Annotated in this window: 17 protein-coding genes and 3 pseudogenes; 10 read left to right on the top strand and 10 right to left on the bottom strand. The window is 60.2% G+C overall.

Translation table 11 applies throughout. The annotated features are described in order from the left end of the window. Nucleotides 1-76: 76 nt before the first annotated feature. Nucleotides 77-1009: a ribosome small subunit-dependent GTPase A gene (gene rsgA / locus ROS217_RS09215; RefSeq protein ID WP_254656396.1), complete on the bottom strand. Its 933-nt coding sequence runs from the start codon at nt 1007-1009 to the stop codon at nt 77-79. Nucleotides 1010-1293: 284 nt separating this feature from the next. Here rsgA and ROS217_RS09210 point away from each other — a divergent pair, with 284 nt between their 5' ends. From ROS217_RS09210 to ROS217_RS23165, 4 genes and pseudogenes are all read left to right on the top strand, one after another. Further along, on the top strand, nt 1294-1626 hold the full coding sequence (locus tag ROS217_RS09210; RefSeq protein WP_009817449.1) for an arsenate reductase family protein: 333 nt from the start codon (nt 1294-1296) through the stop codon (nt 1624-1626). A 486-nt stretch (nt 1627-2112) separates the two neighbouring features. Continuing rightward, a complete protein-coding gene (locus ROS217_RS09205) occupies nt 2113-3513 on the top strand; it encodes a selenium-binding protein SBP56-related protein (RefSeq protein WP_040650483.1) in 1401 nt (466 codons plus the stop codon). A 3-nt stretch (nt 3514-3516) separates the two neighbouring features. Next, entirely contained in the window at nt 3517-4176 is a 660-nt protein-coding gene (locus ROS217_RS09200; protein ID WP_009817447.1) for a hypothetical protein, read from the top strand. 165 nt (nt 4177-4341) lie between these two features. Further along, nucleotides 4342-4728, top strand: a pseudogene (locus ROS217_RS23165) (transposase); the annotation flags it as partial. A 348-nt stretch (nt 4729-5076) separates the two neighbouring features. Here ROS217_RS23165 and ROS217_RS09190 read toward each other — a convergent pair. The 4 genes from ROS217_RS09190 to ROS217_RS09175 are packed head-to-tail and all read right to left on the bottom strand — an operon-like array spanning nt 5077 to nt 8727. After that, complete coding sequence (locus ROS217_RS09190) at nt 5077-6564, bottom strand: tripartite tricarboxylate transporter permease (RefSeq protein WP_009817445.1); 1488 nt, start codon at nt 6562-6564, stop codon at nt 5077-5079. A 1-nt stretch (nt 6565) separates the two neighbouring features. Further along, a complete protein-coding gene (locus ROS217_RS09185; protein WP_009817444.1) occupies nt 6566-7012 on the bottom strand; it encodes a tripartite tricarboxylate transporter TctB family protein in 447 nt (148 codons plus the stop codon). A gap of 1 nt (nt 7013) precedes the next feature. Then, nucleotides 7014-7970 (bottom strand): tripartite tricarboxylate transporter substrate binding protein, encoded by a 957-nt coding sequence (locus ROS217_RS09180; protein WP_009817443.1) that lies wholly within the window; start codon nt 7968-7970, stop codon nt 7014-7016. Between the two features lie 28 nt (nt 7971-7998). Continuing rightward, the gene (locus ROS217_RS09175; protein WP_157046573.1) at nt 7999-8727 is read right to left on the bottom strand and encodes a GntR family transcriptional regulator; all 729 of its coding nucleotides are present in this window, start codon (nt 8725-8727) and stop codon (nt 7999-8001) included. A gap of 84 nt (nt 8728-8811) precedes the next feature. On the opposite strand from ROS217_RS09175, the gene ROS217_RS09170 reads away from it, so the two are divergent. Further along, a complete protein-coding gene (locus tag ROS217_RS09170; protein ID WP_009817441.1) occupies nt 8812-9591 on the top strand; it encodes an amidohydrolase family protein in 780 nt (259 codons plus the stop codon). 113 nt (nt 9592-9704) lie between these two features. Beyond that, nucleotides 9705-10873: pseudogene (locus ROS217_RS09160) on the top strand (IS3 family transposase). 185 nt (nt 10874-11058) lie between these two features. Here ROS217_RS09160 and ROS217_RS09155 read toward each other — a convergent pair. From ROS217_RS09155 to ROS217_RS09140, 4 genes and pseudogenes are all read right to left on the bottom strand, one after another. After that, nucleotides 11059-11271, bottom strand: a pseudogene (locus tag ROS217_RS09155) (IS6 family transposase); the annotation flags it as partial. Nucleotides 11272-11408: 137 nt separating this feature from the next. After that, complete coding sequence (locus ROS217_RS09150) at nt 11409-12662, bottom strand: DUF5996 family protein (RefSeq protein ID WP_009817437.1); 1254 nt, start codon at nt 12660-12662, stop codon at nt 11409-11411. A 57-nt stretch (nt 12663-12719) separates the two neighbouring features. Beyond that, complete coding sequence (locus tag ROS217_RS09145; RefSeq protein WP_009817436.1) at nt 12720-13655, bottom strand: pirin family protein; 936 nt, start codon at nt 13653-13655, stop codon at nt 12720-12722. 222 nt (nt 13656-13877) lie between these two features. Then, entirely contained in the window at nt 13878-14765 is an 888-nt protein-coding gene (locus ROS217_RS09140; protein ID WP_009817435.1) for a LysR family transcriptional regulator, read from the bottom strand. 918 nt (nt 14766-15683) lie between these two features. On the opposite strand from ROS217_RS09140, the gene ROS217_RS24370 reads away from it, so the two are divergent. After that, entirely contained in the window at nt 15684-16187 is a 504-nt protein-coding gene (locus ROS217_RS24370; RefSeq protein ID WP_009817434.1) for an LLM class flavin-dependent oxidoreductase, read from the top strand. 114 nt (nt 16188-16301) lie between these two features. Continuing rightward, a complete protein-coding gene (locus tag ROS217_RS24365; protein WP_009817432.1) occupies nt 16302-16517 on the top strand; it encodes a hypothetical protein in 216 nt (71 codons plus the stop codon). Here the strand turns inward: ROS217_RS24365 and ROS217_RS25115 are convergent. Next, complete coding sequence (locus ROS217_RS25115; protein WP_441295882.1) at nt 16480-16791, bottom strand: MoaF-related domain-containing protein; 312 nt, start codon at nt 16789-16791, stop codon at nt 16480-16482. The genes ROS217_RS24365 and ROS217_RS25115 overlap by 38 nt on opposite strands. A 319-nt stretch (nt 16792-17110) precedes the next feature. Between ROS217_RS25115 and ROS217_RS25110 the strand changes: the two genes are divergently transcribed. Together ROS217_RS25110 and ROS217_RS25105 are read left to right on the top strand one after the other, a co-directional pair. Continuing rightward, complete coding sequence (locus ROS217_RS25110) at nt 17111-17584, top strand: alpha/beta fold hydrolase (protein WP_009817430.1); 474 nt, start codon at nt 17111-17113, stop codon at nt 17582-17584. A gap of 69 nt (nt 17585-17653) precedes the next feature. Beyond that, entirely contained in the window at nt 17654-17947 is a 294-nt protein-coding gene (locus ROS217_RS25105; protein WP_302621682.1) for an alpha/beta fold hydrolase, read from the top strand. Nucleotides 17948-18082 lie beyond the last annotated feature (135 nt).

Raw genomic sequence — 18082 nt, 5'->3', positions numbered from 1 at the left:
AAGTTTGAAAATGCGGCACCATGCTTGGATGGCCGATTTGGTGAGGCTGATGGACGGCGGCTCTGGGCCAGTCGCGTCAGCGCCGTTTGCCGAGGGGGCGTGTGATCTTGTTGCCACGGGGCCCGGACGAGATGGAGGTGTTGGTCAAGTTTTCCTCCGTCAGCTTGCGCCACCGGCCAAGGCGCGCGGGATCGAGTGTCCCGTCGGCTGTCGCGCCCTGAACCGCACAACCGGGTTCATGATCATGGGTGCAATCCCGGAAGCGACACCCGGAGGCGAGATCGACAATCTCCGCGAACAGAGTATTGAGTCCGGCCGCGACGTCGCTGACATGCAGCGAACGCATCCCGGGCGTGTCAATCACCCAACCGCCACCGGCAATTGCATGCAGCGAACGCGACGTGGTTGTGTGACGCCCCTTGGCGTCTGCCTCGCGAATCAGTCCTGTCGGCTGTGCCTCCTCGGATGATTTATGCGACAGCGTATTGAGCAAGGTCGACTTGCCCACCCCGGACGATCCGACAAGGGCAACGGTCTGCCCGGGGCCGCACCAAGGCGCCAATGTCTGTGCCGCCTCCGGTCCTTTTGCATTCACCATGACAACATCCAATCCGAGTTGAAGCGCTTCTGCCTGCCGCCGGTAGGGGGCAGCATCAGCCGTCTGATCAATCTTCGTCAGGACAATCACCGGGGTCGCCCCGGACTCGTTCACAAGCGCCAGATACCGCTCCAACCGTGCCGGATTAAAGTCGTCGTTGCAGGAGGTGACGATCAAGAGCGTGTCGACGTTCGCAGCAATCAGTTGCGTTGGCCGACTGCCTTCGGTTTTCCGCTGCAACAGCATCCGCCTGTTCAGACGCCGCACCAGCAAACGGGTTTCGGGGTCGACCAGAACCCAATCCCCCACGGCGATGTCCGTCGTGCGCGACTGGGCGGAGAGCACCAGCCGCACAACGCCGCGTTCGGATATCGCTGTGACCCGGTCCCGGTGAACGGATCCGATGCGCATAGGCACAAGCTCTGAATCGCCAGCCTCCAACTGCTCGGAAAAAAATGCCAACCAGCCGAGAGCGGCCAATGAAACGGTGGACTGATCTGATGAAATGGTCACATCAGCATGAATGGCCGCGGAATGACGTTGTTGCAAGCATATCCTTCGGTTAAGCGCACAGGCGACACTGCGACAAATCCGGTCGAACGCACCCGTCCGACAGCGTAAATATCTGCTCAGATGATTGCTTTCGGGGTGGCGATGGAGGAGGTTACGAGGTCGACGCCAAGGGAGAGTTCCACATGATGATCTACGGCTTGCAGACTTGCGCAATCTGTCAGAAGGCCCGCAGAGCATTGGAGGCGGAAGGACTGGATGTCTCTTTCCGTGATGTCCGGGCAGAACCGCTGAGCGAGACGGAATTATCGGCGCTGATCGAAGAGTTCGGGGACCGCCTCGTGGACCGCACATCGAATGATTACCGAGCGCTCAATGACTGGCTGAAGAATTCGGAAGCCGAGGCGCAGATCGCAGCCCAACCCAAGGTAATGGCACGCCCGGTCATCCGTGACCGAGACAGGTTTTACTTGGGTTGGGATGCAACCGTTCAGAAAGCGTTGCTTGCGGGCTCCTGATAACTCAAGCTGAGCAAGTGCAGCGACTGACCCGATCGACGGGCCGCGCTGAGGCAGAGCCTGTCCATTTCGAACGGCTGGTCAGCGCCATCACTCTCGGCTTCAGGCGTCCGCATTTGCAAGAAGTTACCGCACCGCCGCAGGGCAGACTCGAGCCAAACTGACCTTTGGCCTGCGGGCTCGACGGCAATTTGAATTGGGCTAGAAATGCAGTCGCCTTCAGTCTGCGTGAATTGTGGCAACCTGTCCGGAGACGATCGAAAGGGCTAGTGCGACATGACGACATGCACATGCGCGCGGCTCAATGTTGTACGGCCATGCGACGGTCCGCAGCCCAGGGTAAGCGTGGACTTGCAGTCTTTCCCTAGCTCCATCCTGCGAACCGGTTTGTTTGCTCTGAGCCCGGAACCGTGGCAGGCTGTTCATCGGGTGCGAAGAAACAGTCTGGAACAAGTTTCGGTGCCCCTGACCTTGGAGGAGCGCACAATGAACCTGAGACCTGATCCCACATTTCACGCGACACCAAAACTTGCCATGCGGGCCCCGGCGGAGACGCTGGCCTTCACCCTCATGCTCAGTCCTGACGGCTCCAAGCCCGATGGGCTGGCCATCATCGACGTCGATCCCAAGTCGGTCACATATGGCCAGATTGTTCACCAACTCATCATGCCAAACAAGGGCGACGAGTTTCACCATTTCGGCTGGAACGCCTGTTCCTCGGCCCTGTCCCCGCTGACCGGGCACGCCTTTCTTGAACGGCGATACCTGATCATTCCGGGTATCCGATCGTCTCGAATCTACGTCGTCGATGTCAAGGAACCGCTGAAGGCCAAGATCCACAAGATTATCGAACCCGAAGAAGTGTTCGACAAGACTGGATATTCGCGCCCACACACAATCCATTGCGGACCCGAGGGCATTTATGTCTCGACACTTGGTGGCGGTGGACCCGACGGAACCGACGGACCGCCGGGCATCTTCATCTTGGATTGCGAGACCTTCGAGATCCTTGGGCGCTACGAGATGGACCGCGGCCAACAGGACAAGCATTACGATTTCTGGTGGAACCTGCCGCGCGACTACATGGTCAGTTCCGAATGGGGCCTTCCGCCACAATTCGAGAACGGGCTTGTCGCCGAAGATCTGCTGTCAAACAAGTATGGCCACAAGATCCATTTCTGGAAACTGCGCGAACGCCGGAATGTTCAGACGATTGATCTCGGTGCCAACCACCAGATGGCGCTGGAGATCCGACCTGCTCATGATCCGGCCAAGGACTATGGCTTCTGCGGCGTCGTTGTGGACACAACCAATCTCCAGGGGGCCATCTTTACATGGTGGAGAAAAGACGACGGCACGTTCGAGGCCCAAAAGACCATCACCATCGACCCGCGCCCCGCAAAGGTCGAAAACCTGCCGCCACTCCTGCAGGGGTTCGAGGCGGTGCCGCCGCTGGTGACCGACATCGATCTCAGTCTTGATGACAAATATCTCTACGTGGCCTGCTGGGGCCTGGGCGAAATGCATCAATACGATGTCTCCGACCCGATGAACCCCAAACTGGCAGGCAAAGTCGAAATCGGCGGCATCGCACGCGGCACCAAGCACCCCAATGGCAAGGATTTTGCCTATGGGCCGCAGATGGTGGAGATCAGCCGCGACGGCAAGCGTGTCTACTGGACCAACTCGCTATACTCGACGTGGGACGAGCAGTTCTATCCTGACGATGAAGGTGGCCAGATGGTCATGGCCAATGTGGGCGAGAACGGCGGGCTCGAATTGGACAAGAACTTCTATATCGAGTTCCCCAAGGGTTATCGGAGCCACCAAATCCGCCTCGAAGGCGGCGACTGTTCCACGGACAGTTTCTGCTACCCCTCCGTCTGACGCGTGGAGGGCGTCGATACGGCAACGGCGCTGTGGTGGGCCGTTGCCGCCTCCGGCATCTATCACGGGGTCAATCCCGGCATGGGCTGGCCGCTGGCGGTGTCCGCTGCACTGATGGACCGCAACCGCGGCAGCCTTTTCAAGGCGCTGCTTGCGCTGGCGATGGGGCATTTGCTGGCCATGGCCGCAATCCTGTTTCCCTTCACGGCTCTGCTGTTCCTCGTCGAATGGCAGCGGGAGATACAGATCAGTGCGGCATGCCTTGTGATCGCTCTTGGCGTCTACTTGATCGTCAATCGCCGCCATCCGCGTTTCCTCGCCCGCGTGCCGCCTTCGCGACTGGCGCTATGGTCTTTCCTCGCGGCGATGGCTCACGGTGCAGGCCTGATGGTGGTGCCGATCTACCTTGGATTATGCAGAACGGTGGACGCGGATCCGGGTCACAGCGCGGCCGCCACTTTGATGGGGGGCAACACCGCAATAGCTGCCCTTGTCGCCCTGGTGCACACGCTGGCGATGACGCTGTCGGGCGGCTTGCTCGCGATCGGCGTTCACCAATGGCTCGGACTGCAGTTTCTTTCAAGGGGCTGGTTCAACCTAGACCTGATTTGGGCCCTTAGCCTTATTCTGGTGGGGACGATGTCGCTAGTCTTCGTCCACTAGATCTTTCACGTCAGATCGAATGCTGATGGCGCGGCAACCAACGCCCGTTCCGTCCGCGTTGCCGTCATGGCCCAGATCGAAATGCGGCACAAGGGAGTAATCCCCCCGAATTTAAGAGGCTGCAATAATAGAATTTTCTCGGCAAGATGAACGAGGGGATTTCGAATGAAGACAAGCAGATACAGTGAAGCGCAGATTATGGCGATCCTGCGTCAGGCCGAAGGCGGTGTGCCGGTGGCCGAGCTGTGCCGCGCGCATGGGATGAGCGACGCGTCGTTGTACAAATGGCGGGCCAAGTATGGCGGCATGGATGCTTCGATGGTCAGCCCGATGAAGGCGATGGAATGAGGTGGATTGGACAACAGTCTGGGGGACTGTTTTCCCGCCGAATGAGAACGGCCGGTTGAAGCGGATGTATGCAGACCTGAGCATGCAGGCGGATTTGCTTAAGGAAGCCCTTGGAGAAAAGTGACTGGGCCACCTCAACGCCGCGAGATGGCCGATAACGCAGTCGCGCGACGGGGGGCGAGCATTGCTCTCGCCGGCCGGGCCTTGCCATGGTCTTCTCCTCGCTCGCAGCATCATGCCGCTGTTGCGCGGAAAATCCACTTATCCCGGCTGTTCAGATTTTCGCAGCCACCTCTTACGGATGCACCAGTTTAAAAACCGGGAGATTACCTAGACAAGGGCGCAAGGAAGGGGGGTGGATTGTTTTGGCGATGGAATTGAAGTTCGGGCGGCAACCGGACACCAGGCTGACACAAGATTTACGCAAGCGCGAAAGGCCACCCGAGGGTGGCCGTTATCCTGTTGATATTGTTTGATCATTTTGTTTGCGGGAGTATGCAATCGCCGTAACCGACCCATTTTAAAATGCATGGCTTAGTTTGGGTGACCTGATCACAGTTTGCGCTTGCCACGCAGGAGTTTGAGCATCGGCCATACGATCATCCCGAGCGTTGCGAAGGCCAGAACCGCAGAGAGGGGGCGGGTGAGCAACTCTGTCGGATCGCCACGGCTGATCAGCAGGGCGCGCCGTACGCTCTGTTCCGCCATCGGCCCCAAGATCATGCCGAGAATGATCGGCGCGAGGGGGATGTTCACCTTTTCCAGAACATATCCCGCGAGCCCAGCCAGCAGCATCACCCACAGATCAATGGGGCGTCCGTTGATGACATAGACCCCAACGCACATCAGCACGAGGATCGACGGCACGAGCAACACGCCGGGCAAGCGCTGAATCTGGGCAAACATCCGCGTTGCGGTCACACCGCCGACAAGCAGGATCAGCACCGAGGTTAGAAGCATCTCGACCATGAACCCACCAACAAGCACCGGATTCTGGTGGAAGAGCTGCGGCCCCGGCTGCAAGCCGTGGATCGTCAGGGCGCTGAGCACGAGGGCCGCCACCACATTGCCCGGAATGCCCAAGGAGAGGGCTGGGATCATTGAGGCAGCGTTGTCCGCGTTGTTGCCACATTCTGCAGCCGCGACGCCCTGCGGGTTGCCCTTGCCAAAGGTTTCGGGCTCATCCGAGGCGTTTCTGGCCGCGTTATAACTGAGAAAGGCCGCGATATTGCCCCCGGCACCGGGCAGAATGCCGACACCGATGCCAATGAAAGAGGACCGCAGCCATGTCGGAACGAAGCCCCGCAGCTCGCCCTTGGCAAATGGCACCGATTCAAGCCGCAATTGCGCCGATGACAGGCCGCGCAGGTCGCATTTCTCTGCCAGTTGCAGCACTGGAGGCAATGCGTAGAGGCCAACAAGCACAACGATCAAGTCAGGCCCTCCGAGCAGCCAAGTCTGCCCGAAAGTAAACCGTGGCTGACCAGAGAGGGAATCGATCCCCATGGTCCCAATCAGCAGGCCCAGAGTGGCCGCGAGTATCCCCTTGACCGCATCTGACCCCACCATGACCCCGACAGAGGCCATACCGAACATTGCAATCCAAAAGTATTCCGCTGGCCCGAAAAACAGCGTGACTCGCGCCAAAAGCGGGCCCATCGTCATCAGCGCCACGGCGCTGGCAATCCCGCCGATGGCAGAGGACCAGCAGGCCACCTTGAGCGCCTTGGCCGCCTCTCCCCTTTCCGCCATGGGAAAGCCGTCAAAGGTAGTGGCGATCGAGGCGGGCGTGCCGGGGATCCGCAAGAGAATGGCCGGAATAGCCCCGCCGTACATCGAGCCATTGTAAATGCCCGCAACCATGGCAAGCGCCACCAGCGGCTCCATCGAATAAGTCAGCGGCAAGAGGAGTGCGATGGCCATCACCGGGTTGAGACCCGGCAGCGCCCCGATCAAGACCCCCAGAAGCGTGGCACCAAACATCGCCAAAAGCGGCCCGACGGCAAAGACGGCGGTGGTGGCATCGACGAAAAACCCCATCTCACGCCTCGCGCCACAAAGTTGACCAGAATTCCGGCGGAAGCGGTTTCTCCAGAACGGCGGAAAAGACCACCCAGACCAGCGCCATAAAGACCAGCGCCATCAAAACCAGATAAACGGGTTGCCGAAAGCCGAGAACCACAGGCATGACCAGCATCAGCAGAACCGAGGCCGTGAAGAACCCGAGCGGCATCACAAGCGCAATGTATCCTGTCGCCACAACGGTCGCGAGAAAGAGGTTGCGCGGTGCCTCGCTCAAGGGGCGCACTGCATTAACCTTTGCCCGAACCGACCGCAGGGCAATAACCCCGCCAAAGATGGCAAGCGCCAGGCCCAGCACCATGGGATAGGTGCCCCCGGCCCCCGAGTAGGATCTGGCCATCCATGCGGCGGCCAATCCAAGCCCGGTAAAGATCAGACCTGTTAAGAGGTCCTGGCGCTTTTCCATGTTACTGGCCGAGACCGAGCGCCTTAGACACTTTGGCAAGCGCGTCATATTCGTTCTGGAGGCGGGTGCGCAAAGCATCGCCCTTTACAACATTCGGGATCTCGCCCTTGCTGGCAAGGAATTCGACATAGGACGCGTCATTCACCGCCTCGTCGATGGTAGCGGCCAGCTTGTCGACGATCGCCTGATCCATGCCCTTTGGCCCCAGAATGGCGCGCCAGAGCAACGTTTCCTCATCACCCAGACCGACCGCAGCAAGGCCGGAGGCCTCTGGCAGGGCCGAAACATCGGCCGCCGATGTCACCAAAAGGCATTTGGCCTCTTTGGTTTCCACATAAGGCAGCACAGGCGAGATTGAACCGCCATAAACATCGACATGACCTCCGAGGAAGTTCTGGAGCGTTTCGCCCGCGCCACCAAACGGAATTGCGACCGCCTGAATATCGCGCGCCTGAAAGATGCGCTCGGCCGCAAGTTGCATGGTGCCGCCAATGCCATCATTGCCATAGGTATATTTGCCTGGGTTCGCGGCCAACTCGGCCAGGAATTCTTCTCCTGTCGACGCCGGGAAATCCTGTTTGACGCAGAGCGTATAGGCCGTTTCCGAGGTTGACGCGATGGGGGTAAAGCTATCAATGTCATAGGCAACTTGCTGAACCTGCGGCACCGTGGTCAGCGGGCTGTTCCACGTGGCAAAGAGCGAATAGCCGTCAGGCTTGGACTGGATAAATTGCGATGTCCCGACAGAACCGCCGCCGCCATTGATATTCAGCACGGCGATAGACTGGCCCAGTTTCTCCTCCAGCAAGAGCGCCAGCTTGCGCGCACTGGTATCGGTGCCGCCACCGGCCCCGGCGGGAATGGTCAGTTCGATGGCGCGTTCAGGGTATTCGGCAAGGGCCGCCCCCGCGAGGATCGTAAGCGCCGTCGCGCCAAACAGTGTTGCCTTGAGTGTCATGTCTCTCTCCCTAGGGTTATGGATCGTTTCAGCCTATGTCGCTGCGGTAGTGAAATTGAGCAGCGCTGCCGCGCGCGATGCGCCATTCCACCGGCACCCCCTCGAGATCAAAGGCGGTCCGCCGGATGATCGCCACAGGATCGCCAGGCGCGAGCTGCAGTTGGCGCGCGGTTTCGGAGTCAGCCGCGCCAAAAGACAGATCGTCAGTGGCGCGCTTCACCAGCACGCCGAAATGTTCGAAATAGACGGGATAGAGCAGCGGCCCCATATCCGCATCGCTCAACGCTTCGAACCCTTCAAAACGGGCTGCCGGGATATAGAGCGTCTCGTACAGGATCGGCTGGTCTGCAAGGCTACGCAGGCGCACGATATGAATCACGTCAGAGGTGCCAAGAGCCGCCGCGGCCTCGGTTGGGGCCTCTGCCCTTGCGCGCAGGATAAGCTTGCTGGAGGGGATGGAGGGCTGTGCACCGTCCCCGCTATGAAGCTGGAAGAAACGGAACAAGGTCACATCGAAGGAAGGGCGGCGCAGATAGGTGCCCGACCCCTGCCGACGCTCCAGCAACCCCTCGGCCACCAACCCGTCAACGGCCTTGCGCACGGTGCCAACGGAAACAGCGTATTCTTTGGCGATACGTGCCTCGGAGGGGATCGGTTCATCCGGCCCCCATTCGACACTGGCAACGCGCGATGACAAGGCATCCCTCAGCCGTGCATAGGCTGGCAAGCGATCGTCTGAATGCAGATCTGCGCGCATCGTCATGTTCTCCCTTGGGCCTGCATACCGGCGTTGACTCATAAAGTCAACTAGACATATATATGAATTAAGAGTGGAGGATGTATGATCAACTTTGACTGCCACGCCCATGTCTATCATCGCGTCGCGGCGATCGCAGGGGCGCGGTATGTGCCGCAAGACCCTGCCCCGCTGGACACATGGTGCGGGCATCTAAAGGATCACGGGTTGCGCGGCGGTGTCATCGTGCAGGTGAGTTTCCTTGGCACTGACAATGCCGAACTGTGCCGCGCCCTTGAAGTCTTGGATCGTCGCCGGTTTGCGGGTGTGGCCGTTGTGGCCCCGGACGTGCCAACGCGCGAGATTGACCAGCTTGCCGCCTTGGGCGTGCGCGGTGTCCGCTGGAACCTCGTGCGCGGTGCGGAAATCCCAAATCTCAACACCCCCCTTGTGCGCGACTTTCTGGACCGCCTCTTCGCGCGTGATCTACATCTGGAAATTCACCTCGAAAGCCCCCGCCTTGCGCCTTGGATAGGCTCTTTGCTTGATATCGGGGGCAAAATTGTGGTGGATCATTTCGGTTTGCCCTCTGACGTGGCACCGGACAGCGACCCGTTGCTCTCTCAGATCACGCGGCTTCGTGACATATCCCGTCTCTATTTCAAGCTCTCTGCGCCATACCGGACCGCGTTTGATCTCAACGCTCACGCGGCATTTCTGATGCGGACACTCGGCGCCGAACGCCTTGTCTGGGGAAGCGATTGGCCGCATACGCAACACGAGAGCCGAGTGGATTTCGCCAAGGCGGCGCAGGGTCGTGATATCCTTGCAGCCTCGGATGACGCAAAGGCGGTCAAGGACTTGTATGGGCTAAGCGCGGACTGATACCGAAAGCAGTTCCCGAGGACGGATGTAGGAGCTGTCGCGATAGCTGTCTGAGGTGCCCCTAGATTTGTAGACGCTTTGCTTGGTAATTTTGGAGCCAAGGAGAAGCGCGGATGTCATCGCAAAATCGGTTTACGGACGAGTTCAAAAGGGACGCTGTGGCGCAGATTGTTGACCGCGGCTACGCGGTCAGCGAGGTGGCCGAACGGCTGGGGGTCAGCACCAAGTCGCTCTAGACAGGAAAGGCTCGGTTTGCGAAGCCTGCTAAGGTTCGAGAGGCCGAGGCGAATTTGGCCGTCGAGCTCCGTCGGGTGAAGAAGGAACTGGCCCGCGTCACCGAGGAGCGCAATATACTAAAAAAGGCCGCCACATCCTTCGCGCGAGCGTCCCGTTGAAGTATGGTTTCATCCGGGCTCATCGATCCGAGTTTTCGGTGAGGTCAATGTGTCGCGTGCTGATGGTTCACGTCAGCGGCTTCTATGCATGGCATAAGGAACCGTTAAGCCAGCGTATAGGACAGCATGCGCGGGAGGATGTGCGTCAGACCGATTTGATCCGACAGACGTGGGCCGACAGCGGCAAACTCTATGGCTATCGCAAACTGACCGATGATCTGCGCGATCAGGGGGAACAGGTCTCCGAGAACCGCGTCGCCAGGCTGGCCAGCTTAGCTGGCATTTCAGCGCAGATCGGATACCGGCGCCGCCCTGGCCGATATAGCGGCAAGCCATCTGTGTTCGCCACAAATGCTCTGGATCGACAGTTCGATGTTGACCTGCCTGACAGGGTCTGGGTGACCGATATCACCTACATCAAAACCAACGAGGGTTGGCTGTATCTGTCGGTCGTCATTGACCTGTTTTCGCGGCGTGTGGTCGGATGGTCGGCTCAGCCTCGCATGACGACCGATCTGGCGCTGCAGGCCCTGCTGGCGGCCGTCTGGCGTCGCAAACCCAAGACCAAGGTGATGATCCATTCCGATCAGGGATCGCAGTTCACCAGCCGCGAGTGGCAATTGTTTCTCAGCCAGCACAACCTGCAAGCCAGCATGAGCCGGCGTGGGAATTGTCACGATAACGCCGTCGCTGAGAGCTTCTTTCAGCTCTTGAAGCGGGAACGGATAAGGCGACGCACATATCCGACACGCGACGCCGCAAGGCAGGATGTCTTCGAATACATCGAGATGTTCTACAATCCCAAACGCAAACACACGAACAACGGCATGCTGTCGCCCGTTGACTGCGAAGCAAGACAGCAGAAACTGAACCATGCAGGTATTTAGGAAACTAGGGGCACCTCACTTCTCACTTCTCACTTCTCACTTCTCACTTCTCACTCACCGCCGCTCCGCAAACGCCACCAGGTACCACAGAATGGAAGCTTTAGACGCATGGCGTACTGCTGCGGACATCTGACGCCAAAAACGCACGCCTTTTTCCGGGTTTAGAGAGTTAACGTGACAACACCGTCGCGCTTGATGCAATCGGCAAAATGGCGGTCAAAGCGGTTCACCCATTGCCGGACGGTTTCGCGGCTGACCGTCACCCCACGCTCAGCGAGAAAATCCTCGACATCGCCAGTGCTGAGCGCAAAGCGATGTTTGGCCCAGACCACGTAAGAAATGATCGCGCGAGGAAAACAGAAGCCTTTGAGGCGCGGCATTGAGGTCGGTATCTTCATGTCTGGTGCCTAAATCAATGCCAACGCACAAACAGGTTGGCAATGCTCCGGCCTGTTCTTCTCGGCGACGGCGACTGACATGGCGGCGTCCTTCGCGGGGTGCCGAAAAGCCTCCGCCAAGACCCTGTATCCGCAGGTCACGACCTGGCGATGACATCCTGCCACTCCGCGTGACGCTCGAACTGCGCCTTGGCGAAAGGACAGAGTGGCACGATGACGACACCGTCCTGCCGGGCATCCTCCGCCGCCTTCCTCACGAGATGTTCGCCAATCCTCCGGCCGCGCAGGGCTGCCGGAACGTCGGTGTGGTCGATGATGATCATGTCGTTGCTGACCCGGCTGTAGGTCATTTCGGCCACGACACCGTCGACCACGACGAAATACCGCCCCTTTGAGGTCGCCTCCTCCCGTTCGACCTTCAGATCCATCGCCGGTTGCCCCGAACCCGGCACCGCCGCGTCGTGCGGCCGCGGCTTGCCGCGCCGTCCCGGCGCGCACTCCAGAGCGTCGCGGTCCCACCCTCCTAGGTCGGTCGTGGCCCCGTAGGTCAACACGAGGAATTCCATCAGCGTCGCTTCGGGGTCGGCAGAAGACTGCACGGCTTCGTACGGCAGGATGAACTCGGACATGCCTTCATGCCAAAAGGCGGCCTCCGGCCCGACCGAAGCCGCGCGGAAACCTTTCGGCTCCGGATAGGCGTAGGCATAGAAGGCCGGGTAGTCGATCCCGCCGCCGCCGGGCCAGAACCCCACTGATGAAACTTCGCGGTCGTAGGCTTCCTGCGCCACGTCATCGGGCAATGTCGGGATACCCGCCGGATGCAGGGGTGCCCGCCGCCCGGAGAAACGGGTGACGGCCATGTCGAAGCTCCCCCAAAAGAGGTGGACGGGGCTGGATTTGCCGAGAAAGGAGGAGCGGAAGGACTTGAACACGCCGTCGATGGCGAGCAAAGCACCGTGGAAGCGTTGTACCGCCTCGCCATCCCAGGGCCTATCGCGCTCGTCCTCGCTGAACGGTATCGGAAAGGGCACCTCGTTCGGCACACCACTGAACTTGGGCGTTCCGCCCAGATCCGCGACCAGTTTCAGGAAGTGCCCGTGAAAACCGGCGGCCGTCGACGGGCCGAGGGCGAAGCTTGCCGTCTTCCCGTCGCCGCTCGTCCCCTGAACCTCTTGGTCGACGAAATCGAACCGGATCTCGAGACCCGGCCCATCGGGGATCAACGAGGAGGTCAGCCCGCGCGGCGTCGCGTAGAAGGTGGCGTTCCAGGAGTGGTTCAGCCACGGGGTGTGGGCCAGGCGGTATTTCCCCGCGATCTGCAGGTAGAGATGCAGGGCGGAGCAAGTCTCGCGCCAGCCCAGGTAGTCGAGTTGCGGCCACTTGTGGCTCATTGCAGCGTCCTCCGTTCACAGTCGTGCAAGTTCTGGTCGGGTACCGGTCCGGTTCGCTCAGTCCGGCAGCGGGATGTGTTCGTCCCGGTCGTCGGCCGGGAGGTCGAACTGCCCCTTGCCCCAGTTCTCGGCGCGCCACTCGACCTTGGCCTGCTCGATGCGCTCCTTGGAGGAGGCAACGAAGTTCCACCAGATATAGCGGGGGCCCGGGAAGGTCGCGCCGCCGAGGATCATGAGCCGCGCGCCCCTCTCTCCGGCAGCGACCGTGATCCTGTCGTCGGGGCGGAACACCATCATCTGGCCCGCATCGAACGCCTGCCCGGCAATCGAGATGGAGCCTTCGACGATGTAGATGCCCCTGTCTTCGTGATCGTCCGGCATGGGGAGGCGGGCACCGGCCTCAAGAGCCACGTCGGCATAGAAGGTTTCCGTGAACATCTTTGCGGGCGCCGCTTCGCCGTAAGCATTGCCGAGGATCAGCCGCACGGTCACGCCGCTGTCCTCAATCACCGGGAGCGCCTGCTTGCCGAAGTGCTCGAAGGTGGGCACCATGTCTTCCTGCGCGTCGGGCAGCGCAAGCCATGTCTGGATCCCGAACAGACTGTTCGGTCCGCTGCGGGCCGTCGCGGAGGTGCGCTCGGAATGGGTCACGCCCCGCCCTGCAACCATCCAGTTCAGTTCCCCGGGGTGGATGACCTGATCGGCGCCCGTGCTATCCCGGTGGTGAAAGTCACCGCGAAACAGGTAGGTGATCGTGCCGAGCCCCGTGTGCGGATGCGGCCGGACATCGACACCTTGGCCGGTCAAGAACTCGGCCGGACCGGCCTGGTCGAAGAAAATGAAGGGGCCGACCATCTGCCGATTTGGCGCCGGGAGGGCGCGGCGCACTTCGAAATTGCCCAGGTCGCGCGAGCGTGGAATGATGAGTGTTTCGATCGAGTCCACGCCAACATCGTCGGGACAACCCGGATCTACGGATGGATTCCAGCTCATGATTACGTTCCTCTTCATTCTTGCAAGCGAGGCCGACTATCACGCAGGCCCCAGACGGCGGCGCGCGAAACGAGTGCGCGGCTGCCTCCACTGTCGCCAGCCTCCGGCGCTGGCACTAGTCTCGCAATGCGCAAATTTCCGTCGCGTCGAGCGGAACGCCCGCCGGGTGGCGATGTCGGGAATTTGGCAGGGGGACAGCGCGGAAACCTGCGACACTCAGGTTTAGAGCCCCCAGTGCTCAGGATTCTTCTTGAAGTGCTCGATCAACATGTCCGTCAGAACCCGCAGCTTTCGCGCGGGATGCTGGCCCGGGGGACGGATGACGTAAGCGGCCGCGGGAGGAGGTTGATGATTTGGCATGACCTCAACGAGCCTGCCAGAGGCGACATGCTGATGAGTAATACAATCCGGCAGGTAACCGATGCCCAGCCCCGCGACACATGCCGTCATGAGGGCAATGCCGTTATCGGCCTTGAAGATGCCCTGCGGCTGAAAGGTTATGGTCCTACCGCCATCCGTGAGATGCCAAGTCTCGGTTCCCTGCATGAGCGCCCTGTGCGTGGCAAGGTCGTCCAGCGTCTCTGGCACGCCGTGCTCGGCTATATAGTCGGGGCTTGCAACCAGCTTTCCGGTGATCGGACCGATGCGTTTCGCGATCAGATTCGAATCCTCAAGGTATCCCACACGTATCGCGCAATCGAAACCTTCCGCGATGATATCTACAAATCTGTCACTGTAGGTGGCGTGGACCTGAAGCTTGGGATTGCGTTTCGACAATTCGGCCAGGACCGGCGCGAAATGGGTCGGACCGAAGGTCAGTGGCATCGCCACTCTCAGGCGGCCGCGAAGTTCGCCGGTCGGAAGTATCGTCTCCCTGGCTAACTCTAGTTCCGCTCCGATCCGGGCAGCGTGTTCACGAAACGTGATTCCCGCTTCCGTCAGCGCGGCGCCACGCGTGGTCCTCAGCAGAAGCTGGACGCCAAGTTCTCCCTCCAGCTTGAAGAGCCTCCGGCTGACGATCGACTTCGAGACGCCCAACCGCCGTGCTGCAGCTGAGATACCTCCTGCATCGGCTACATCCACGAACGTCCGAAGGTCCTCGATATCCACTTTCGCGTTCCCAGCTCTGCAACTCAATTATTCGCTGTAGGACACTATCGCATCTCATTCAGGAACGGCAATACAACGGCATGCCTTCCGGCTGTACAATCTGCAATCGGCGTGATCGACGGGCGGCAAAAAAAGGCGACCGAAGCTGACACCACTCCGTCCGAAGGGAAGAGCAATGACCTATGAAACGATAATACAGGCCAACCTCGACCGGGTCTTCAACGAGCATGATTCCGCCGACACCTCGCAGCGACGCGGGAGTTTTACGCGGAGTTCGCCGAACTTCATGAGCCGGCGGAGTCCGTTCGGGGCCACGTGGCGATCGACCGCACCGCAACTCAGCTGCAGGCGGACCTGCCAAAGCACGCTGCCTTCACCGCGATCAGGCCCGCCCTTGCCCTCGACTACATCGCCCGCCTGCAATGGCCCGCCACGCCACCCAACGGCCCCGCCGACGCGACCGGTACCGATATAGCTGTTTCGAAAACAGACAAATCCGGAACTTTCTCGTATGTGTTGACCAGCCGGGGACCTGATCCATGACGAAACCTCACATCCGCATCTGCGACGGCCTGTCGCTCTCCGGCCCACTGGCCGGGGATGGCGGCCGCATGGAACCACCCCATGCGCTGCTGTCGACAAGGTAGGTGTTGACGCTGTTATCGTAGGGTACAGCACCAACGGCCTTTTGGCCGCCATGCCAAGTCGATGTCGGGCCAGTAATTCTGCGTCGAAGCCATGCGCTTAGCGGCAACGGGTTTGCCCAAAGCGCATGGTCGGCTCTTCCGAGAAAATCGGCCCGAGATCGCCTCTATTGAATGATTTGCCTTAAGGAGCCGTAATGGAAATCGGCATCGACAGCTTCGCCGCGACAATCCCGATCAGACGACAAGTGCCCCACCCTCGGCAACCGATGGGATGAAAACCCTCCTCGGGGAAGTGGAACTTGCCGACCGGGTCGGCCTCAATGTCTTCGGGATAAGTGAGCACCATCGTGCGGAATTCCTCGATGCCGTGTCGGCGGTCATTCTCGCGGCGACCGGCACCAGCAATATCCGCCTTACCAGCGCCGTGACGGTTCTGAGCGCGGCCAATCCTGCGCGGGTTTTCCATCAGTTCGCAACCCTTGGCCTGATCTCTGCCGGGCGTGCCGAAATCGTCGCCGGTCGCGGAGCATTCGTGGAAGCCTTCCCATTATTCGGGCTGGACACCGCCGACCATGACGACCTCTTCGCCGAGAATATGAACTTGCTACTGAAACTTCGCGAAACGACCGAAATCACCTGGAATGGCCGTTTCCGTCCGACGCTCGACGGCCAGGTGTCTATCCGCGCCCGCACCAGGTCCGCCTACCCCTCGGGCTGGGCGTGGGCGGGACGCTGCAATCCTTTGCTCGTGACGACGCACTGGGCCTGCCGCTGATGATGGCGATTATCGGCGGCGGCTGACGCATTCTTCACCGGCTGGGCCCGGCTGACGGCAAAGATCGGCCGCGAACGCGGCTGGTCACAGCCGACCCGCGAGCAATTCTACGTGATGGCCGGTCCGGAAGGCGCGTTCCTGATCGGGAAACCTGCCGCGGTCGTAGACAAGATCCTGTTTGCCAGCGAGACGCTCGGAGGCGTTTCCCGGATAAACTTCCAGATGAGCACCAGCGCTCAAGACACGGCGGCGATGATGAGATCGATCGAACTGCTGGACTCCGAAGTCGCACCTACCGTTCGACAACGTCTACAGAACGGACCAACTTGATAAGTGCACCGTTCGGCATGGTCACGCTGCTGCACGCCTGGCCGTTCCCCAAATCGAGGATCTGGCTCACGGTGATCCCGTTCTCTTCCTGCCTCGTCACGAGGACAAGGCCGGGCCGCACTGTCGTGATCTTGAGACCCACGGTCTGATCCGGTTGTTCACGTGCCGCTCCGACAAGCGGCGCGTGAACGGGCTGTCGATAGCATCTAAGAACAGACGAGCGCCGAAATCGTGGAACGTGGTTTCCACCGTCTTCCCACCAAGCCTGTCCCATCGGCCGCGGATGTAGGCGCCTCGACCGGCTCCCTTCAATTGCATCGTAGGCGTCGCATTCGGCGTTCCGAAGTCCGAAACACTGCGTTCCGGCAGCACTCGCTACCGCATCCCATACGGAACTAACATTCAGACCCTTGCCGACTTCCACGCAACCAAGGAGATTTCCCACGCATTCCATAACGGCCAAGGGCCTTCCGCGCAGTTGCCGTGAAAGTCTGATCGCCGGCACCGCATTCGCAACAAGCCTGGCCATTCCATCGGGCTCGGCACTGGCTGCAGGGCCCGCCATTCACGATATCCCGCAAGGAGAAAACGCCATGGGCTATATCACAACTAAAGACAACGTCCGGATCTTCTACGAGGACTGGGGCCCTAAAGACGCCCTGCCGATCGTCTTTCATCACGGTTGGCCGTTGAGTTCCGATGACCGGGACGCGCAGATGCTGTTCTTCCTGTCAAAAGGGTATCGCGTCATCGCCCATGACAGGCGCGGTCATGGCCGCTCCGAGCAGGTCGATGACGGTCACGATATCGACCACTACGCCATCGATGCCTTTGCCGTGGCAGAAGCGCTGGACCTGCGAAACGCGGTTCACATCGGTCACTCCACCGGCGGTGGTGAAGTGGCCCGCTACGTGGCGCAGCACGGGGAACCGGTGGGACGGGTGGCCAAGGCCATTCTCATTGCCGCCATTCCGCCACTGATGCTCAAAACCAACGACAACTCCGAGGGCACGCCGATGAAGGTCTTCGACGGTTTTCGAAAAGCATTGGCCGCCAACCGTGCGTAATATTTCCGCGATGTCCCGGCGGGGCCGTTCTACCGCTTCAACCGCGATGACGTGGAGCCGCAGGAAGGCATGATCCAGAACTGGTGGCGGCAGGGCATGATGGGCAACGCCAAGGCGCATGACGACGGCAACAAGGCCTTTTCGGAAACCGACCAGACCGAAGACCTGAAGGCGATCACCGTGCCGACGCTGGTGATGCACGGCGAAGACGATCAGGTTGTTCCGATTGCCGCGTCGGCGGAGAAGTCGATCAAGCTGCTGGCGAACGGAACGCTGAAAATCTATCCGCGTCTGTCTCACGGAATGTTTGCCACGCATCCTGATCTCATAAACGCCGACCTGCTGACCTTCATAAAGGCCTGAGCCGCGGCGGCTCTGCAAAACCTGCTCGGCCTTATGCCCGCTCTTTCAAGGTGGCAAAGTCGAGCAGGACTCAGGATTTCACTTCAAACAGCGGTCGCAAAACGGTACCGAATCTATGCGATCCGTTCCCCTTCT

The organism is Roseovarius sp. 217 (assembly GCF_000152845.1).
In the GTDB taxonomy this organism is placed as follows: Bacteria; Pseudomonadota; Alphaproteobacteria; order Rhodobacterales; family Rhodobacteraceae; genus Roseovarius.
The sequence above is the reverse complement of the archived record's forward strand: the minus strand, read 5'-3'. Positions and strand labels throughout refer to the sequence as shown.